Source organism: Micrococcus luteus (genome assembly GCF_014138885.1).
GTDB lineage: Bacteria > Actinomycetota > Actinomycetes > Actinomycetales > Micrococcaceae > Micrococcus > Micrococcus luteus.
Genome location: NZ_JACJIK010000001.1, coordinates 1085948 through 1102154, shown reverse-complemented (window position 1 = coordinate 1102154; position 16207 = coordinate 1085948). Strand labels below are relative to the sequence as shown.

Sequence of the window (16207 nt, the reverse complement as noted above, 5' to 3'; positions counted from 1 at the left end):
GTCTGGCCTGACCATCGTGCGGGCATCGGAGGACCGCAGGCCCCGGGCGCATCGGTCAGACCTGCGCTCGGACCGCGGGGTCGACGCCGTGGCGGGAGCGCACCCGCCAGGCCTCGAGGACCGCGGGGTCGGTGGGCCGGGTCATCAGGCTGAGGAGGACGTACACGACGGCGGAGGCGGCCAGGCCGACGTAGATTGGCTCGTTCGCGAAGACGCCCTCGAAGGGCTCGGCCGCGTTCAGCTCGAGCCAGCCCATGGTGCCGAGGGTGCCCACCGTCCCGACCACCATGGACCACAGGGCCGCCGTGCCGGTGCCGCGCTTCCACACGAGGCCGCCGACGATCGCGACGAACAGGCCGCCCACGAGGATGTCGTACGCGATGGTCAGGGCCGCCACCACGTCCGGGACGACGATCGCCAGCCCCAGCACGACGGCGCCGAGCAGCAGCACCCAGCCGCGGTTCGAGGCGAGCTCCGCCGCGGTCTCCGTGGCCGCGTCCTCGGTGGTGGCGCCGTCCTCGGCGGCGGCGGCCTCGCCGCGGAGGATGGGGAGGATGTCGGTGCGCATCACGGTCGAGGCCGCGATGATCGCCCCTGATGCGGTGGACATCATGGCCGCGACGGCGGCCGCCAGGGCCACGCCGCCCACGCCGACGGGCAGCAGGTTCTGGGCGACCCACGCGAACACGTCGTCCGTGGTGGCGATGTCCGCGGTCACCGTGCGGGCGGCCATGCCGATCACGGCGCCGGCGACGCCGTAGGCGATGCAGTACAGCCCCGCCGTGGCGCCGCCGATCTGAGCCACGCGCGGGGAGCGGGCCGTGAAGACGCGCTGCCAGACGTCCTGGCCGATCAGCAGGCCGAGGGTGTAGATCACGAAGTAGGTGACGATCGACTGCACGCCGATCCCGTCCCAGCTGAAGAACTCGGCGCCCAGGCGCTGCTGCATGGCGCTCCAGCCGCCGGCGTTGGCCAGGGAGAGGGGGAGCATGAGGGCGAACAGGCCGATGGTCATGATGAGGAACTGGGCCATGTCGGCCAGGGTGATGGACCACATGCCGCCGAGCACGGAGTAGGCCAGCACGATGCCGCCGCCCACCAGGACGGACAGCCAGCGGTCCCAGCCGAAGAGCACCACGAAGATCGACGCGTAGGCGCCCGTGGAGGTGGCGGCGAGCATGAGCGTGTAGGCGAGCATCACGAAGGAGGAGGCGTGGGAGGCCCCGCCGCGGCCGTACCGCAGGCGCAGCATCTGCGAGACGGTGTAGATCTTCAGGCGGGCCAGGATCGGGGCGAACGCCACCGACAGGATGAGCACGCCGACGCCGATGGCGGCCACGAGCCACGCGCCGGAGAGCCCGAACTCGTACCCCAGGCCGACGCCGCCCACGGTGGCGGCGCCGCCGAGCACGACGGCGGCCATGGTGCCGGTGAACAGCACCGGCCCGAGGCGGCGGCCCGCCACGAGGTAGTCCTCCGAGCTGGCGGCGCGGGTCTTGCCCCACCAGCCGAAGGCGAGCATGCCGACCAGGTAGACGGCGACGATGGTCAGGTTGAGGGTCACGGGTGGTCCTTGGGGCGAGGGGATCCAGGGCGCCGGGATGCGGGGGCGCCGCGGGCGGGACAGGAGAGATCGGCGTGTTGCCGATCACACGATCTGGGTCTACGGTAAACACATGTTGCATCGCAGGCAACATGTCGTCCAGGGCGACGGGGCGCAGGCTCCGGGTCGAACGAGAGGAGCGCGTGTGTCCGAGCATGTCGTCCAGACACCGCCCCGCGGCACCGTGAGCACGCTCCGCATGCTCCTGATCTGGCTGGCCGCCAACCTCGTGGTCACCACGCTTCTGACGGGGACCCTCTTCCAGCCCGGGGTCTCCTATGCCACCGCCTTGACAAGCATCGTGCTCGGCACCGTCCTCGGCGCCCTCGTCCTGGTGGGGGTCGGGGTCATCGGCGCCCGCACCGGTCTGCCCACCATGGCGCTGACCCGTGCGGCCTTCGGCCACCGCGGATCTCTGTTGCCGGTGACGTTCAACGTGGTGGTCCTGATGGGGTGGTCCTGGGTGCAGGCCATGCTGGCCGGCCTCGCGGTGGACGCCCTGGTGTCCGCGGCCACCGGATTCTCCTCGCCGATGCTCTTCGCGGTCCTGTGCCAGCTCGTCGTCGTGGCCCTGGCGATCCTCGGGCACGAGGGCATCGCGCGGATCGAACCCTGGCTCGCCCTCGTGATGCTCGCCGTGATGGGCGGGATCTTCGTCACCGCCTTCCGTGCCCACGGCCCGGCCGAGCTGGCGTCGATCCCGGTGGACCCCGCAGTCGAGCTGACTCCCGCCCTCGCCTTCGATCTCGTCTTCGCCACGGCCATCTCGTGGACCGTCCTCTCCGCCGACATCACCCGGAACGCGAGCACCCCGCGAGCGGCCGCGCTGGGCTCTGGCATCGGCTACACCCTGTCCACCGTCATCGCGATGAGCCTGGGCCTCACGGCCTTCGCACACGTGCTCCTGGGCGACGCCGCGGCCACCCCCTTCGACCCGGCGACCCTCGTCGCGGCCTTCGGCTGGCCGCTGGCCGTGGTGATGTTCCTCTCGGTCATGGCCACGAACACGATGGTGGTCTACGGGATGGCGACGTCGGTCACCCACGCCTCGCTGAGCCGGCCCCTTCCGTTCGTGCCTGTCGCCCTGGTGCTCGGCGCGGTGAGCGTCATCGGTGCGATGTGGTTCGACCTGCTCACCCGCTTCACAGATTTCCTTGCGCTGATCGGCGCCTTCTTCGTGCCGGTGTTCGCCGTGATCCTCGTGGACTACGTGCTCCAGGGCCGCCGCACCACCCTGGACGTGCTCGTGGCCCGTGGCCCGCGCGCCTGGTTCCGCGGGGGTGTCCACGGGCGAGCAGTGGCCGTGTGGGTCGTCGGTGCCGCGACGTCGTGGCTGCTCACGGACGTGTGGCCCAGTCCCGTCGGTGTCACCGTCCCGGTGTTCCTCCTGAGCGCCCTGCTCTACGCCCTGCTCGCCTGGCCGCGTCATCGGCCGGAGGCCCGCCCGGAGGCCGGCGCGTCGATCGAGGGACGCCGTGGCGTCTGACTCCGTTGCCCCCCTGCTCCTCTCGCGCCCCCTGGAGGACCGCATGCCCGTGTACCCGGGCGATCCAGGTGTGCGTATCCGTCCCGCCCTCACCGTCGCCCAGGACGGGGTCGCGGTCATGGCCCTCGAGATCGGCTCGCATGCCGGCACCCACGTGGACGCCCCGTGCCACACCGTGCCGGGCGGCCGCACCGTCGAGGGGCTGACCTGGGACGAGCTGTGCGGGGACACCCTCGTCCTCGGTCTGGCCGGGCTCGCCCCCGGGGAGCCGATCTCCGCCGCGCGCCTGGCCCCCCTCCTGCCCGGCACGGATGCGCAGACGCCCGCCCGACTCCTGCTGGCCACGGGCTGGGATCGACACTGGCGCGACGGCCTCCTCCGCGCGCGTCATCCCTTCCTCACAGGAGAGGCCGCGGCCATGCTGTGGGATCGTGGCATCCGTCTGTTGGGGGTGGACATGCTCAGTCCCGATCCCACCGGGCTCGCCGGTGAGCCCGACCTTCCTGCCCACGCGGCCTTCCTCGGCGGCGACGGGATCATCGTCGAGAACCTCGTGGGGCTGGACGCGCTCCGCCCCGCAGGGGCCGCGCCGCGCGCCGACTGGTCCGCCCGCCTCCGGCTCGAGGTGCATCCGCTGCCCCTGGCCGGCGGCGACGGCGCCCCGGCCCGCGTCCTCGCCTGGCCGACGTCGGGAGGAACGCGATGAAGGCCCTCCCGCTCGAGACCACCCCGGGCCAGGCGCTGATCGGCCGCCGGCTGCGCGCGCTGCGCGAGGCGCGGCGGCTCACCGTGGCCCAGCTGGCCGAGGCGGCCGGCGTCAGCAAGGGCTTCCTCTCCCGCCTCGAGCGGGACCTGACGAGCCCGTCCGTGAGCACGCTCGTGACCCTGTGCCAGGTGCTCGGCGCGAGCCCGGGCGACGTCCTGGACGCGCCCGAGGTGACGGTCGTGCGCCTCGCCGACGCCCCCGCGATCAGCCTCGGCGGCGAGGGCATCCGCGAGCGCCTGATCACCCCGCGCGGCAGTCGCGACCTGCAGATCCTGCGCGCCGACATCGCGCCGCACGGCCGCGGGGAGGCGGAGCTGTACACCGTGGACTGCCGCGTGGAGGCGGTGCACGTGGCCACCGGCCGCCTCGAGCTGCGGACCACCGAGGCCGTGCACCTGTTGGAGGAGGGGGACACCGTCACCTTCCCCGGCCGCGAGCCCCACTCGTGGGCCAATCCGGACGACCGCCCCGCCGTCGTGCTGTGGACCCTCGTGGGCCACGCGTGACCCCGTGCGGCACGCCCGCGCCGGACAGACCAGACCGACCAGAACGAACCGAACCGCCCAGAGAGGACATCCAGATGCTCGAGATCCCCCGCGTCGAGGACAACGGCCGCCTCGGCCCCGTGAACTCCGCCCTCGTGCCCCGTTACGGCGGCGCCCCCACCTATGCGCTGCTGCCGCGCCTGGACGAGGCGGCCGCGGCCGGCGTCGCCCCGGAGATCAAGGTGGTCGGCGTCCCGTTCGACGCCGGCGTCTCCTACCGCCCCGGTGCACGCTTCGGGTCCGGCCACGTGCGGCAGTCCTCGCGGCTGCTGCGCCCGTACAACCCCGCCACGGACACCTCGCCCTTCGCGCAGGCCCAGGTGGTGGACGCCGGGGACATGGCGGTGAACCCGTTCACCATCGGCGAGGCCATCGAGGCGATCCAGCAGGACGCGATGGACCTCACCGAGGACGGCTCCTCGCTCATGACCATCGGCGGCGACCACACCATCGCGCTGCCGCTGCTGCGCGCCGCCTCCGCCCGGGCGGGTGAGCCCGTGGCCCTGCTGCACTTCGACGCCCACCTGGACACGTGGGACACCTACTTCGGCGCCGAGTACACCCACGGCACGCCGTTCCGCCGCGCCGTGGAGGAGGGGATCCTGGACACCGAGGCCATCTCGCATGTGGGCACGCGCGGTCCGCTCTACGGCAAGAAGGACCTCGACGACGACCACCGCATGGGCTTCGGCATCGTCACCTCCTCGGACGTGTTCCGTCAGGGCGTGGACGAGATCGTGGACCAGCTGCGCGAGCGCATCGGGGGTCGGCCGCTCTACATCTCGGTGGACATCGACGTCCTCGACCCCGCGCACGCGCCGGGCACCGGCACCCCCGAGGCCGGCGGCATCACGAGCCGCGAGCTGCTCGAGATCCTCCGCGGCCTGCGCGGGCTGGACATCGTGGGCGCGGACCTGGTGGAGGTGGCCCCGGCCTACGACCACGCCGAGCTGACCGGCGTCGCCGCCTCCCACGTGGCGTACGACCTCATCTCCCTGATGGCCGACCGCCGCGCCACCCGCGCGGCCGCCGGTGAGGAGCCGGGCCGATGACGGACGAGCAGACGACGACGGCGGCGGCCCCGCGGCGCAACGGCGGCGACCTCGCCGTCGAGACGCTCCACGCCCTGGGTGCACGGACGGTCTTCGGCATCCCGGGCCAGCACGCCCTGGGCCTCTTCGACGCCCTGTCCCGCTCCCCGCTGGAGTTCGTCTCGAACCGCGTGGAGAACAACGCCGCCTTCGCCGCGGACGGGTACGCCCGGGCCACCGGCGAGGTCGGCGTCCTGTTCCTGTCCACCGGCCCGGGCGCCCTCACCTCGCTGGCCGGCCTGCAGGAGGCCTACGCGACCGGTGTGCCGATGCTCGTGATCGCCTCGCAGATCCCGCTGTCCGGGCTCGGTGCCCGGCGCAAGGGCATGCTGCACCAGCTGGACGACCAGAAGGCCTCGGCCCGCAACGTCACCAAGGCCCAGTTCACGGTCCACCACGCCTCGGGCATCCCCTCCGCCATCCAGGACGCGTGGGCCGAGGCCATCACCGTGCCGCAGGGGCCGGTGTGGGTCGAGATCCCGCAGGACGTGCTGCTCGGCGAGGTCATGGTGCCCCCGGTCGAGGACGCCCTGGCCGTGCCCTACGACCACCCGCCGCGCGCCGAGCTCGTGGCCGAGTCCGTGCGCTGGCTGCGCGGGGCCGGGCGGGTGGCGATCGTGGCCGGCGGCGGTGTGCGCCGCTCCGGCCGGGCCGCGATGGAGAGCCTGCAGGAGGTCGCGGAGCTGCTCCAGGCGCCCGTGGTCTGCTCGCCGGGCGGCAACACCGCCTTCCCGTGGGAGCACCCGCTCAGCCTCGGCGGCTGGGTGGAGGACCGCCTCGTCACGGACCTGCTCGAGGACGCGGAGGTGCTGCTCGTGGTGGGCTCCTCGCTCGGCGAGGTCACCTCGAACTACTTCACGCTCGAGCCGCGCGGCCGCCTCATCCAGGTGGACGCGGAGCCGCGCGTGCTGGAGACCAACCACCCCACGCTGGGTGTGCGCGCCGACGCCGGCCAGGCGCTCGACGCCCTCGCCGCGGCGCTGCGCGAGTCGGGCTCGGTGGCGCAGGACGCCGCCGTCTGGCACGGCCGCACCCCGGCCGAGGTGGTCGCCGACGTCAACGCGCGCATCACCGCCCGGCTCGACGCCCAGGACCTCGGCGTGGAGCGCCGGCTCCTGGCGGACATCCGCGCCGCCGTCCCGTCGACCATGCAGACGTACTGGGACATGACCATCGCCGCCTACTGGGCGTGGAACTGCTGGGACGCGCAGGACGGCGAGTTCCACTCGGCGCAGGGCGCCGGGGGGCTCGGCTACGGGTTCCCGGCCGCGTTCGGCGGCGCGGTGGGCCTGGCCCACCAGGGACGCACCGGGATCGACGGGCGCGTGCTCGCCGTCGCCGGCGACGGCTCGGCGATGTACTCCATCGCCGAGCTCGCGGCCGCCCGGCAGCACGGCGCGGCGGTGACGTGGCTGATCATCGACGACGGCGGGTACGGCATCCTGCGCGAGTACATGGAGGGCGCGTTCGGCAAGGCCACGGCCACCGAGCTCGACCGGCCGGACTTCCAGGCCCTCGCCGCCTCCTTCGGCGTGCCCGCCGAGACGGTGGGAGTGGGGGACGTGCGCGGCGCGCTCGAGCGCTCGTTCCAGGCGGACGGGCCGAACGTCGTCGTGGTGCAGACCCGCCTGGCGATGTGGGCGCCGAGCCACCTGGGGGAGGCCCCGGAGGTCTGAGGCGGCCCGGCGCCGGAATCGCTGACTCGACCCTGAGAGTGTGCGCCACCTTTCCAGGTGCATGTTTCAGCAACGGAGCTGGACCGGCAGGTAGTTGAGGCGTCGACCGAGGCGCCGGCGGTCCCGCCCGTGTCAGAAACCGCCCAGGAGATGTCCTGGAACCATCCCGCCGATCTCACGAAAACGTCCGGCATCCGTTGCCATGCTGGCCTCTCGACGCGGTCCGCCACCCGGCGGGCGCCCCACGAGAGGAACTCCATGGCCCCTGGCTCTCGATCCGCTCCCGCCGTCCCTTCCCCCAGGTCTCCGAGGGAGGCGAGGCCCCCGCCGTCACGCCCACCTTCGAGGGCCGGGCCTTCCACCGCCCGGCCGAGGACGTCGAGGACCAGGGCGCCGCCTTCGACGTCGGCACGCTCGTCTCCCGCCGCAACGCGCTGGGCATCTTCGGCGCGGGGGCGGGAGCCCTCGTCCTCGCCGCGTGCGGTGTCCAGGAGGGCGCCTCGTCCTCCTCCGGCTCGACGTCGGCGAGCGCCGGCTCCTCGTCACCCGCGGCCTCCTCCTCGTCGGCGGCGAGCGCCTCGCCGTCCGCCACCCTGACCGAGATGGTCACCGAGAACGCACGCCCGTACCCGGGCGGCGGCTCCAACGGCCCGGACGTGCTCGACGCGTCCGGCATCGAACGTTCCGACCTGACCACGAGCATCGACACGGGCACCGCCGCCGAGGGCGTCCCGCTGAGGGTGACGATGAACGTGATCGACATGGCCAACGGCGACGCCGCCATGACCGGCGCCGCCGTGTACCTCTGGCACGCCGACGCGCAGGGCCGCTACTCGATGTACTCGGACGGCATCACGGAGGAGACCTACCTGCGCGGCGTCCAGGTGGTGGGCGACGACGGCACGGTCACCTTCACCACGGTGTGGCCCGGCTGCTACGACGGCCGGTGGCCCCACCTGCACTTCGAGGTGTTCCCGGACAAGGCGTCCATCACGGACTCGACGAACAACGTCCTCACCTCCCAGATCGCCATGCCCGAGGAGCAGTCCGCGCAGGTCTACGCCACCTCGGCCTACGACGGGTCCACGGAGAACTTCGCCGACGTCAGCCTCGAGACGGACAACGTCTTCTCGGACGGCTACGAGACGCAGCTGCCGCAGATCACGGGCTCCGTGGAGAAGGGCTTCGCCATCACCATCGACGTCCCGATCGACACCACCACTGAGCAGGAGCAGGGCGGGATGGGCGGGCCCGGCGGTGGCCAGCCCCCGGCGGGCGGCGAGGGCGGCCAGCCCCCGGCGCAGCCCTGAGCCCGGCGGACGTGGGCTGAGCCGTCCGGCTCAGCCCACGCGTCCTGCCGGCGGCTCAGTCGGTCTGGGACTCGTTGCGCTCGGGGTGCGGGCCGAACACGAAGTGGCGGCCGGACACGCGCTGGACGTCCACGCGGACGTAGAAGTCCTTGAGCGTCGGCACCCACGGTTCGATGCCGAGGGACTCGGCCTCCGCGATCTCCGCCTCCGTGTCCAGGCGGCGCGCGGTGCCGTGCACGAGCACGGACCAGGCCTGGTCGGCCAGGATCCCGTCGGCCTGCACCACGACGCGCGGGTTCACCGTGAGCTCGGCGAGCTTCGAGCCGGGCGCGGTGCGGAAGTAGATGGCGCCGTCGTGGGCCCGCACGTTCACCGGCACGATGTCCGGCCGCCCGTCCACGGCCAGCCCGAGGCGCGCGTGGCCCACGCGGCCCAGCAGTCGCCAGACCTGGTCCTCGTCCAGCACCAGGACGGCCTCGCCGTCCGGGTGCTCGAACATCAGGTGGTCCCCGGGCTCCGCGACCGGATCGGGGCGCTGCATCGACGGGGCGTCGTCGGTGTCATGGTGCTGCTGGGTCATCGGGGCCTCCTGGCATGCCGGGACGGGCGCCGTCGGGCGCGGCGCTGAGATCGGGCTCACATCCACTCTATACATGGTCGGTCGCCCGCGAGGCGACGATGTCACCCAGCACCGCCGCCGTCGTCGGCGCCTCGCGGCCCGGGGCGACGGCGAGCGCGAACGGGCACGTGTGGGCGCGCGGGCCGTCGTCGACGAGCCGGCCCGACGACGGCGCGGCCGGGTCCGGCGTGAGCCACCTGCCCCCGGCGCGGCGCAGGATCAGCTGCCCCGCCGCGACGTCCCAGGGCTTGGTGTCCACGTACAGCGCGGCGTCGGCCCAGCCCGCCGCCGTGTGGGCGAGCTCGAGGGCGCCGGAGACGGTGCGGCGCACGGTCGCGTGGGCGGTCACGAGCCGCCCGAAGCGGCGCAGCGCGTCCTCGCCCTCGCGCGCGAGCGCCTCGCCCGCCGGATAGGAGGTCACGAGGTTCTGGGCGCGCTCGCCGCCGGCCGGCGCCGGCCGGCCGACCTCGGCCAGCGGACGCTCCGGCCCGTCGCCGCGGGTGAGGTAGGCGCCGTCCCCGTCGGCGGAGAACGCCAGCCCGCCCACGGGGTCCAGCACGACGCCGGCCACCACCTCGCCGTCGACCTCGGCGGCCAGGGACACCGAGAACATCGCGAAGCCGTGTGTGAAGTTGGAGGTGCCGTCGATGGGGTCGACGATCCAGGTCAGCCGGGCGGCCTCACCGGTGCCGGCCTGCGCCCCGAGCTCCTCGCCGAGCACGCCGGAGCCGGGGACCGCCGTCGTGAGCGCGGCGACGAGCCGGGCCTCGGTGTGTCGGTCGTGCACGGTGACGAGGTCGTGGTGCGTGGTCTTGGCCTCGGGCCCGATGGCGGTGGGGGAGCGGAAGGCGGCGGCGAGGTCGCCGACGACCGCGCGGGCGGCGTCGAGGGCGATCGCGCGGAGCTCGGCGGGGCGGGGCAGGGCTGGGCTCATGCCCCGAGCCTAGGCGGGGGTCCGGACACGCCGGACCGCACGCGAGACAATGGGGCCGACCCCCCCGAGCAGAGGAGCCGCCATGACCGAGCACCCCCTCCCGACCCCCGACGACGACGCCACCCTCACCGGCCCGCAGACCCCCACGCCCCAGCGCGTGGCCGCCGTGCGTGCGCTGCGCGAGCTGCTCGCCGCCGGCTACGGCACCGAGGCCCGGCCGATCGCCTCCTACGGCGCCCCCGCGCCCGGCACCCTCGGCGGCGTCTACCCGGACTACGACAACCGCGTGTTCCCCGGCCTCGTGGCCGCGCAGGAGCTGGCGGGCATCGACGTCGACTACCTGCGGAACGTGGACCGGGTGAGCGAGGCCGGCATCGCCGAGGCGTCCCTGGCCGACCTCGGCACGCTGTTCACCTACCTGGTGCGCGGCGAGCGGTTCACGGACGGGCACGTGGCCGCCGCGATCGAGAACGGCAAGGTCGGCCGCATGCTGGACCGCCTGACCGCGCTGGTCCCCGAGATCCGCTGAGAGCGCGCGCGGTGCGGAATACTGGACGCATGCCCGCAGCCTCCGACGCACCCACGCCCGCGCCCCGGCGCGGCCGCCTGGTCCCTTCCGGTGACCCCACTCCCGTGGAGAACGTCGCCACGCACCTGCAGGAGGGATGGAACCGCTGGCACCGCGCCCGTGCGCTGCGTGCCGGCAACGTGCCGACGGTCATGGCGTTCACGGGCTACGGCAGCACCAGCTGGGTGCGGCTCCTCTCCCGCGTGGTGATCGCCCCCGACGAGGAGTTCATGAACGGCCGTCGGCTGTCGAAGGTGGTGGCGGACGGCGTGCGCGGCTGGCGCAACTTCGTGGCCCCACCCATGGCCTATGCCGAGGTGGAGGTGCAGGTGGGGGACCTGCGGACCACGGTGCGCACGGACCGGATGGGCGTCGTCGACGTCGTGCTGGACGTCGAGCTGGAGCCCGGCTGGCAGACCGCCACCCTCCATGTCGGCGGCCAGGAGGAGCGCGCCGTCATGGACCTGTACATCTGCGAGCCGGGTGCGCGGGTCGGCCTGGTCTCGGACATCGACGACACGGTGGTGGTCACCTCGCTGCCCCGCCCCCTGCTGGCGGCCTGGAACTCGTTCGTGATCGACGAGCACGCCCGCACGCCCACCCCGGGGATCGCCGTGCTGCTGCGCCGGATCGCCGAGCTCGAGCCGAAGGCCCCCGTGCTGTACCTGTCCACGGGCGCGTGGAACGTGGCGCAGACCCTCACCCGCTTCCTGGGCCGCAACCTCTACCCGCTCGGCGCCCTGCTGCTGACCAGCTGGGGGCCCACGAAGGACCGCTGGTTCCGTTCCGGCCAGGAGCACAAGAGGGTCCAGCTCGAGCGCCTCGCCGAGCAGTTCCCGGACATCCAGTGGATCCTGGTGGGCGACGACGGCCAGCACGACCCCGAGATCTACGCCGAGTTCGCGCAGCGCCACCCCGACCGGGTCAAGGCGATCGTCATCCGGCAGCTGACCCCCTCGCAGGCGCTGCTCGCGGGCGGTCGGGCGGAGGACACCCGCCATTCCACCCCGGGCATCCCGTGGTGCTACGGCCCGGACGGGGCCACGCTGTCCAATCAGCTCGAGGACCTGGGCATCCTGCCCGTCGAGTTCGTGGACGTGCAGCCCGAGGCCTGGCGCGAGGACATCCTCGGCGACGACGAGGCGCCGGCGACCCTCGACGCCGCGGCGCAGCGCGACGGCCGGTCCGCGGACGAGGAGGCCGCCCGTTGACCGCCTCGCGCTCCGTCGAGGTCCGCATCCCGCTGCGCTGGGCGGACATGGACGCCTACGGCCACGTGAACAACATCGCCGTGGTGCAGCTGCTGGAGGAGGCCCGCGTGGCGGCCTTCGGCGTGCCCGCGAACACCGGCGCCGGCGGCGGGCAGGCCCCGCCGATCGACCTGCTCGAGGGGGTGGCCCCCGGTGTGCGGACGTTCATCTCCGAGCACACCGTGAAGTACCGGGCCCAGATGCCCTACCGCCCCGTGCCACTGCGCGTGGTGGTGAGCGTGGACGCCGTGAAGGCCGCCTCGGTGCACGTGGGCTACGCCCTGCACGACGGCGTCGACGACACCCTCTGCGCCACCGCGACGTCCGTCATGGTGTTCGTCGACGGGCAGACGGGCCGCCCCGTGCGCATCAGCCCCGAGCAGCGGGCGGCCCTGGCCGGCTGAGGCAGGCTGATGTGGGCTGCTGACTGCCCGGCAGCCGCCCAGCGACATCACCGCCGTGCAGCACGGCTGTGATGTCGCAGAGCGGAGGTCGAACGCTCGGGCTCGCGGAGGTCGGGACCGGGCCCGTGGGACGGCCGTGGATCAGACCGAGCGGGGGACGCCCGCGGCGGTGAGGATCCGCGCCAGCCGGTCCGGCCGCAGGAGGTCTCCCCACGTCCAATGCGCGCCCGCCCGGGTGACCAGCTGCAGGGCCACCTCCCGTTCCTTCTCCCGGCGGATGCTGGCGCGGCGGGCCGTGTCGTCACCGTCGAAGAACGACAGGTCGTACTTGCCCAGCCCGTCGAACTCCCCGTACACCCGCACCTGCTCCCACCAGAAGTCCGTGCGGGCCACCTCGCGTCCGTTCGCATCCCGGTGGCGATGCTGCAGCGCCGTGGGCGGGACGAAGCCGAGCTCGTGGATGCTGGCCCGGCTGTAGGACTCGCCGGCGGATTCCGCCCGCGCGTCCGCGAAGTGCCAGGCCCGCTCGAATCGGCGGAGGGCGGCCGCGGATTTGAGTCGGCTCTCCGCCTGCCTCGCCCAGCGTGCGGCCTCCTCGGGCCGGGCTCGGACGAGCGCGTCCAGCGGGGCCACGGCGTCGCGGAACGGGGTGGCCGCCCCCAGCACCAGCAGCACCGTGGGCAGCGGATCCGCCAGGACGGTTCCCAGGCTCTGCCCGTCCGACAGGACGGCCTCGACCGGCTGAGGCGCGGCGGGGGCCGCCTCCGGCAGCCCCCACCGGGGTCGGCGGCGCGGCGGGACGGGAAGCCGGCGATCGTGGGCCACCACGGAGGGGGCGAAGGGACGGCGGGTCAGCGGACCGGCGCCGTGATGCCCGGGCGAGGGGGCGCGCAGCTCGAGCACGGGCGGCTCGACGGCCGGCCCCAGACCGTGCAACCGGGCCGCGGTCAGGCCCGTGAACACCGTCGCGGGGCGGGCGATCGAGAGGGCGACGGCGGACACGACCGCCCTGTCCCACGGACGCAGCGCGGCCCAGTCGCTGACGCTGATGTAGACGCGCGGGCAGAGCCGCACGAGGACCCCGCGGGTCCAGGCGCGTTCGAGACGGCGCCGCGCCGCCCCGTCGTGAGGGTCCGCCGCGCTGAGCAGGGGCCCGCGTCCCGGGAGCAGCGCACGCGAGTGGTCGGAGAGCAGGGTCATGCGGCCCAGTCTCGTGGGCCCGTCGGGGGCGCGACGGGTCGGCCGCGCCGGCGGTGGAGGGCACCCGACGTCGGGGGGCCTGTGCAGGAGCCGGGCGCCCTTGAGCGACCGCCGCCCTGCGACATCACCGCGCGTCAGAACGGCGGTGATGTCGCAGGGCGGCGGAGGATCACGGAAGGGACAGGGCCGGGCCTCAGACCACGCCCTGGGCGATCATCGCGTCGGCGACCTTGATGAACCCGGCGATGTTCGCCCCCGCCACGTAGTTGCCGGGCGTGCCGTACTCCTCGGCGGTCTCCACGCAGCGGTCGTGGATGTCGCGCATGATCTGCTCGAGCCGGTCGTGGGTGTAGTCGAAGCTCCACGAGTCCCGCGAGGCGTTCTGCTGCATCTCCAGCGCCGACGTCGCCACGCCGCCCGCGTTGGCGGCCTTGCCCGGGCCGAACAGCGTCCCGGAGTCGACGAACAGGTGGGCGGCCGCCTCGGTGCAGGGCATGTTCGCGCCCTCGGCCACGGCCTTCACCCCGTTCTTCAGCAGGGTCCGCGCGGCGGACTCGTCGAGCTCGTTCTGGGTGGCACACGGCAGGGCCACGGTGCCCTCGACGTCCCAGACGCTGCCGCCGGTCACGTAGCGGGACCGCCCGCCGCGGCGCTCGGCGTACTCGGAGATGCGGGCACGCTCGACCTCCTTGATCTGCTTGAGCAGGTCCAGGTCGAGGCCGTCCGGGTCCACGATGTAGCCCGAGGAGTCGGACGCGGTGAGCACGGTGGCCCCGAGCGCGGCGGCCTTCTCCGCGGCGTAGATGGCCACGTTGCCGGAGCCGGAGATCAGCACCTGCTGACCGTCCATGGATTCGCCGCGCGTGCGCAGCATGGAGTCGACGAACATCACGGCGCCGTAGCCGGTGGCCTCAGTGCGGACCAGCGAGCCGCCCCACGTCAGGCCCTTGCCGGTGAGGGCGCCGGCCTCGAAGCGGTTGGTCAGTCGCTTGTACTGGCCGAACATGTAGCCGATCTCGCGGGCGCCCACGCCGATGTCACCGGCCGGCACGTCCGTGTGCTCACCGATGTGGCGATGCAGCTCCGTCATGAAGGACTGGCAGAACCGCATGATCTCGCGGTCGGACTTGCCGGCGGGGTCGAAGTCCGAGCCGCCCTTGCCGCCGCCGATCGGCATGCCGGTGAGCGAGTTCTTGAAGATCTGCTCGAAGCCCAGGAACTTGACGATCCCGAGGTACACGGAGGGGTGGAAGCGCAGCCCGCCCTTGTACGGGCCGAGCGCCGAGTTGAACTCCACGCGGAACCCGCGGTTGACCTGCACGACGCCGGCGTCGTCGATCCACGGGACGCGGAAGATGATCTGGCGCTCCGGCTCGCAGAGGCGGTGCATGACCCCGGCCTCGACGTACTGGGGGTGGCGCTGCATCACCGGTCCCAGCGCCTCGAACACCTCGGACACCGCCTGGTGGAACTCGGCCTCGCCGGGGTTGCGCGCGAACACTTCGTCGCGCAGGGTCTCCAGAGACTCATTCATGGTGTCCTCCTCGGACGTCGGGGTAGAGACGCCCCGCGGTGCCCCCCGTGGCGCGCCGCGGTCGGAGGAGGCCGCGGTGCCTGACGCCCATCCTGACAGGGAGCGCGCTCTGTTACCGAAATGAGACGCGGGCCACCCCGGGCCCCACGTTCGGCTCAGCGCGGCGGCGCCGCCTCGGTGTCGATGCTGGCCTGCTGGCTCTCGCTGTAGCGCGGCCCCGCCACGGTCGCGTCGTTGACGAGGTCGTCCAGCCGGGCGACGTCGGCCGGGGTCAGCCGCACCTCGTGCGCGTCCCGGTCCTCGAGCCAGTGCTCCCACGAGGTGGTGCCCGGGATCGCCAGGACGTCCTCGCCCTGGGCCAGGACCCAGGCGACGGCGAGCCCCGCCGTGCTCGTCCCGAGCCGGACGGCCTCGGCCGAGAGCGCCTCGCGCAGCGTCAGGTTGGCCTCGTAGTGGCCCTCGGCGAAGCGGGGCAGCCGGTGCCGCAGATCTCCCGCGTCCAGCCGGTCCAGCCGCGGCGGCGCGTCCGTGAGCAGGCCGCGGCTGACGGGGGAGAAGGCCACGAAGGCGGTCCCGTGGCGGCGGCACGCCTCGAGCACGCCCCCTTCGGGGTTGCGGGTGGCGAGGGAGTACTCGGACTGCACGGCCGCGATCGGGTGGACGGCCACGGCCCGGGTCAGGGTGACGGCCGAGACCTCGGACAGGCCGATCGCCCCGATCTTGCCGTCCGTGACGGCCTCCGCGAGCGCTCCCACGGACTCCTCGACGGGGACCTCCGGGTCCAGCCGGTGCAGGTAGTACAGGTCGATCCGGTCCTGGCCGAGCCGGCGCAGTGAGGCGTCCACGTGCGCGCGCAGTGTCTCCGGGCGGCCGTCGATCCGTCGCTGCCCGTCCCGCACGAGCCCGCCCTTGGAGGCGAGCAGCACGCGCTCGCGGACGCCCGACCCCGCCCGGGCGAGCGCGCGCCCCACGAGCTCCTCGCTGCGGCCGCCGCCGTAGAGGGTGGCGGTGTCCAGGTGGTCGGTGCCGTCGTCCAGCACGCGGGTGAGCAGGTCGACGGCGGCGTCGTCGTCGAGGAATCCGGAGTAGCCGTGCACGATGTTCATGCATCCGAGGCCGACGGGGTGCACGTCCTTGCCGGCGAGGCGGCGGGGCTCGGCGGGATCGGGCAGGGGGCCAGGCTCGGCGGGGCGGGCATGCGGGGTGGCGTCCATGCCCGCC

Annotated in this window: 15 protein-coding genes; 9 read left to right on the top strand and 6 right to left on the bottom strand. The window is 73.6% G+C overall.

The genetic code is table 11. The annotated features are described in order from the left end of the window. Positions 1 to 55: 55 nt before the first annotated feature. Entirely contained in the window at positions 56 to 1564 is a 1509-nt protein-coding gene (locus HDA34_RS05020) for a sodium:solute symporter family protein (protein ID WP_134377456.1), read from the bottom strand. Positions 1565 to 1748: 184 nt separating this feature from the next. On the opposite strand from HDA34_RS05020, the gene HDA34_RS05015 reads away from it, so the two are divergent. The 6 genes from HDA34_RS05015 (at position 1749) to HDA34_RS04990 (ending at position 8477) form a co-directional block, all read left to right on the top strand. Further along, positions 1749 to 3089: a purine-cytosine permease family protein gene (locus HDA34_RS05015; RefSeq protein WP_060973602.1), complete on the top strand. Its 1341-nt coding sequence runs from the start codon at positions 1749 to 1751 to the stop codon at positions 3087 to 3089. Then, positions 3079 to 3795, top strand: coding sequence for a cyclase family protein (locus HDA34_RS05010; RefSeq protein ID WP_256748563.1), 717 nt, complete (start codon positions 3079 to 3081; stop codon positions 3793 to 3795). The genes HDA34_RS05015 and HDA34_RS05010 overlap by 11 nt, the downstream gene beginning before the upstream one ends. Next, a complete protein-coding gene (locus HDA34_RS05005) occupies positions 3792 to 4361 on the top strand; it encodes a type II toxin-antitoxin system RelB family anti-toxin (protein WP_134377454.1) in 570 nt (189 codons plus the stop codon). Before HDA34_RS05010 ends, HDA34_RS05005 begins: the two co-directional genes overlap by 4 nt. A gap of 74 nt (positions 4362 to 4435) precedes the next feature. Beyond that, complete coding sequence (gene speB, locus HDA34_RS05000; RefSeq protein ID WP_061866960.1) at positions 4436 to 5452, top strand: agmatinase; 1017 nt, start codon at positions 4436 to 4438, stop codon at positions 5450 to 5452. Then, on the top strand, positions 5449 to 7167 hold the full coding sequence (locus tag HDA34_RS04995; RefSeq protein ID WP_020626404.1) for a thiamine pyrophosphate-binding protein: 1719 nt from the start codon (positions 5449 to 5451) through the stop codon (positions 7165 to 7167). The genes speB and HDA34_RS04995 overlap by 4 nt, the downstream gene beginning before the upstream one ends. Before the next feature lie 275 nt (positions 7168 to 7442). Continuing rightward, positions 7443 to 8477, top strand: coding sequence for a dioxygenase family protein (locus tag HDA34_RS04990; protein ID WP_134377469.1), 1035 nt, complete (start codon positions 7443 to 7445; stop codon positions 8475 to 8477). Between the two features lie 55 nt (positions 8478 to 8532). Here HDA34_RS04990 and HDA34_RS04985 read toward each other — a convergent pair whose 3' ends face one another. Further along, positions 8533 to 9057: a pyridoxamine 5'-phosphate oxidase family protein gene (locus HDA34_RS04985; RefSeq protein ID WP_020621599.1), complete on the bottom strand. Its 525-nt coding sequence runs from the start codon at positions 9055 to 9057 to the stop codon at positions 8533 to 8535. A gap of 67 nt (positions 9058 to 9124) precedes the next feature. Next, positions 9125 to 10030: an inositol monophosphatase family protein gene (locus HDA34_RS04980; protein WP_134377453.1), complete on the bottom strand. Its 906-nt coding sequence runs from the start codon at positions 10028 to 10030 to the stop codon at positions 9125 to 9127. An 82-nt stretch (positions 10031 to 10112) separates the two neighbouring features. On the opposite strand from HDA34_RS04980, the gene HDA34_RS04975 reads away from it, so the two are divergent. The 3 genes from HDA34_RS04975 to HDA34_RS04965 are packed head-to-tail and all read left to right on the top strand — an operon-like array spanning position 10113 to position 12252. Next, entirely contained in the window at positions 10113 to 10559 is a 447-nt protein-coding gene (locus tag HDA34_RS04975) for a DUF6508 domain-containing protein (RefSeq protein ID WP_134377452.1), read from the top strand. A 29-nt stretch (positions 10560 to 10588) separates the two neighbouring features. Further along, positions 10589 to 11809 carry an App1 family protein phosphatidate phosphatase gene (locus tag HDA34_RS04970; protein ID WP_134377451.1) on the top strand — a complete coding sequence of 407 codons (1221 nt, stop codon included), beginning with the start codon at positions 10589 to 10591 and terminating at the stop codon, positions 11807 to 11809. Then, complete coding sequence (locus HDA34_RS04965; protein ID WP_002853740.1) at positions 11806 to 12252, top strand: acyl-CoA thioesterase; 447 nt, start codon at positions 11806 to 11808, stop codon at positions 12250 to 12252. The genes HDA34_RS04970 and HDA34_RS04965 overlap by 4 nt, the downstream gene beginning before the upstream one ends. A 141-nt stretch (positions 12253 to 12393) precedes the next feature. Here the strand turns inward: HDA34_RS04965 and HDA34_RS12110 are convergent, their stop codons facing one another. From HDA34_RS12110 to HDA34_RS04950, 3 genes are all read right to left on the bottom strand, one after another. Further along, positions 12394 to 13452 carry a hypothetical protein gene (locus HDA34_RS12110; protein ID WP_020621603.1) on the bottom strand — a complete coding sequence of 353 codons (1059 nt, stop codon included), beginning with the start codon at positions 13450 to 13452 and terminating at the stop codon, positions 12394 to 12396. Positions 13453 to 13645: 193 nt separating this feature from the next. After that, positions 13646 to 14986 carry an NADP-specific glutamate dehydrogenase gene (gene gdhA / locus HDA34_RS04955; protein ID WP_036382024.1) on the bottom strand — a complete coding sequence of 447 codons (1341 nt, stop codon included), beginning with the start codon at positions 14984 to 14986 and terminating at the stop codon, positions 13646 to 13648. Between the two features lie 155 nt (positions 14987 to 15141). Next, the gene (locus HDA34_RS04950; protein WP_052006988.1) at positions 15142 to 16200 is read right to left on the bottom strand and encodes an aldo/keto reductase; all 1059 of its coding nucleotides are present in this window, start codon (positions 16198 to 16200) and stop codon (positions 15142 to 15144) included. Positions 16201 to 16207: the final 7 nt, after the last annotated feature.

What these genes read in the sequence shown, in the direction of transcription:
- HDA34_RS04985 (WP_020621599.1), bottom strand. Translation starts at nt 9,057, where the DNA reads ATGACCCAGCAGCACCATGACACCGACGACGCCCCGTCGATGCAGCGC.
- HDA34_RS12110 (WP_020621603.1), bottom strand. Translation starts at nt 13,452, where the DNA reads ATGACCCTGCTCTCCGACCACTCGCGTGCGCTGCTCCCGGGACGCGGG.
- HDA34_RS04970 (WP_134377451.1), top strand. Translation starts at nt 10,589, where the DNA reads ATGCCCGCAGCCTCCGACGCACCCACGCCCGCGCCCCGGCGCGGCCGC.
- gdhA (WP_036382024.1), bottom strand. Translation starts at nt 14,986, where the DNA reads ATGAATGAGTCTCTGGAGACCCTGCGCGACGAAGTGTTCGCGCGCAAC.
- HDA34_RS04975 (WP_134377452.1), top strand. Translation starts at nt 10,113, where the DNA reads ATGACCGAGCACCCCCTCCCGACCCCCGACGACGACGCCACCCTCACC.
- HDA34_RS04980 (WP_134377453.1), bottom strand. Translation starts at nt 10,030, where the DNA reads ATGAGCCCAGCCCTGCCCCGCCCCGCCGAGCTCCGCGCGATCGCCCTC.
- speB (WP_061866960.1), top strand. Translation starts at nt 4,436, where the DNA reads ATGCTCGAGATCCCCCGCGTCGAGGACAACGGCCGCCTCGGCCCCGTG.
- HDA34_RS04950 (WP_052006988.1), bottom strand. Translation starts at nt 16,200, where the DNA reads ATGGACGCCACCCCGCATGCCCGCCCCGCCGAGCCTGGCCCCCTGCCC.
- HDA34_RS05005 (WP_134377454.1), top strand. Translation starts at nt 3,792, where the DNA reads ATGAAGGCCCTCCCGCTCGAGACCACCCCGGGCCAGGCGCTGATCGGC.
- HDA34_RS04995 (WP_020626404.1), top strand. Translation starts at nt 5,449, where the DNA reads ATGACGGACGAGCAGACGACGACGGCGGCGGCCCCGCGGCGCAACGGC.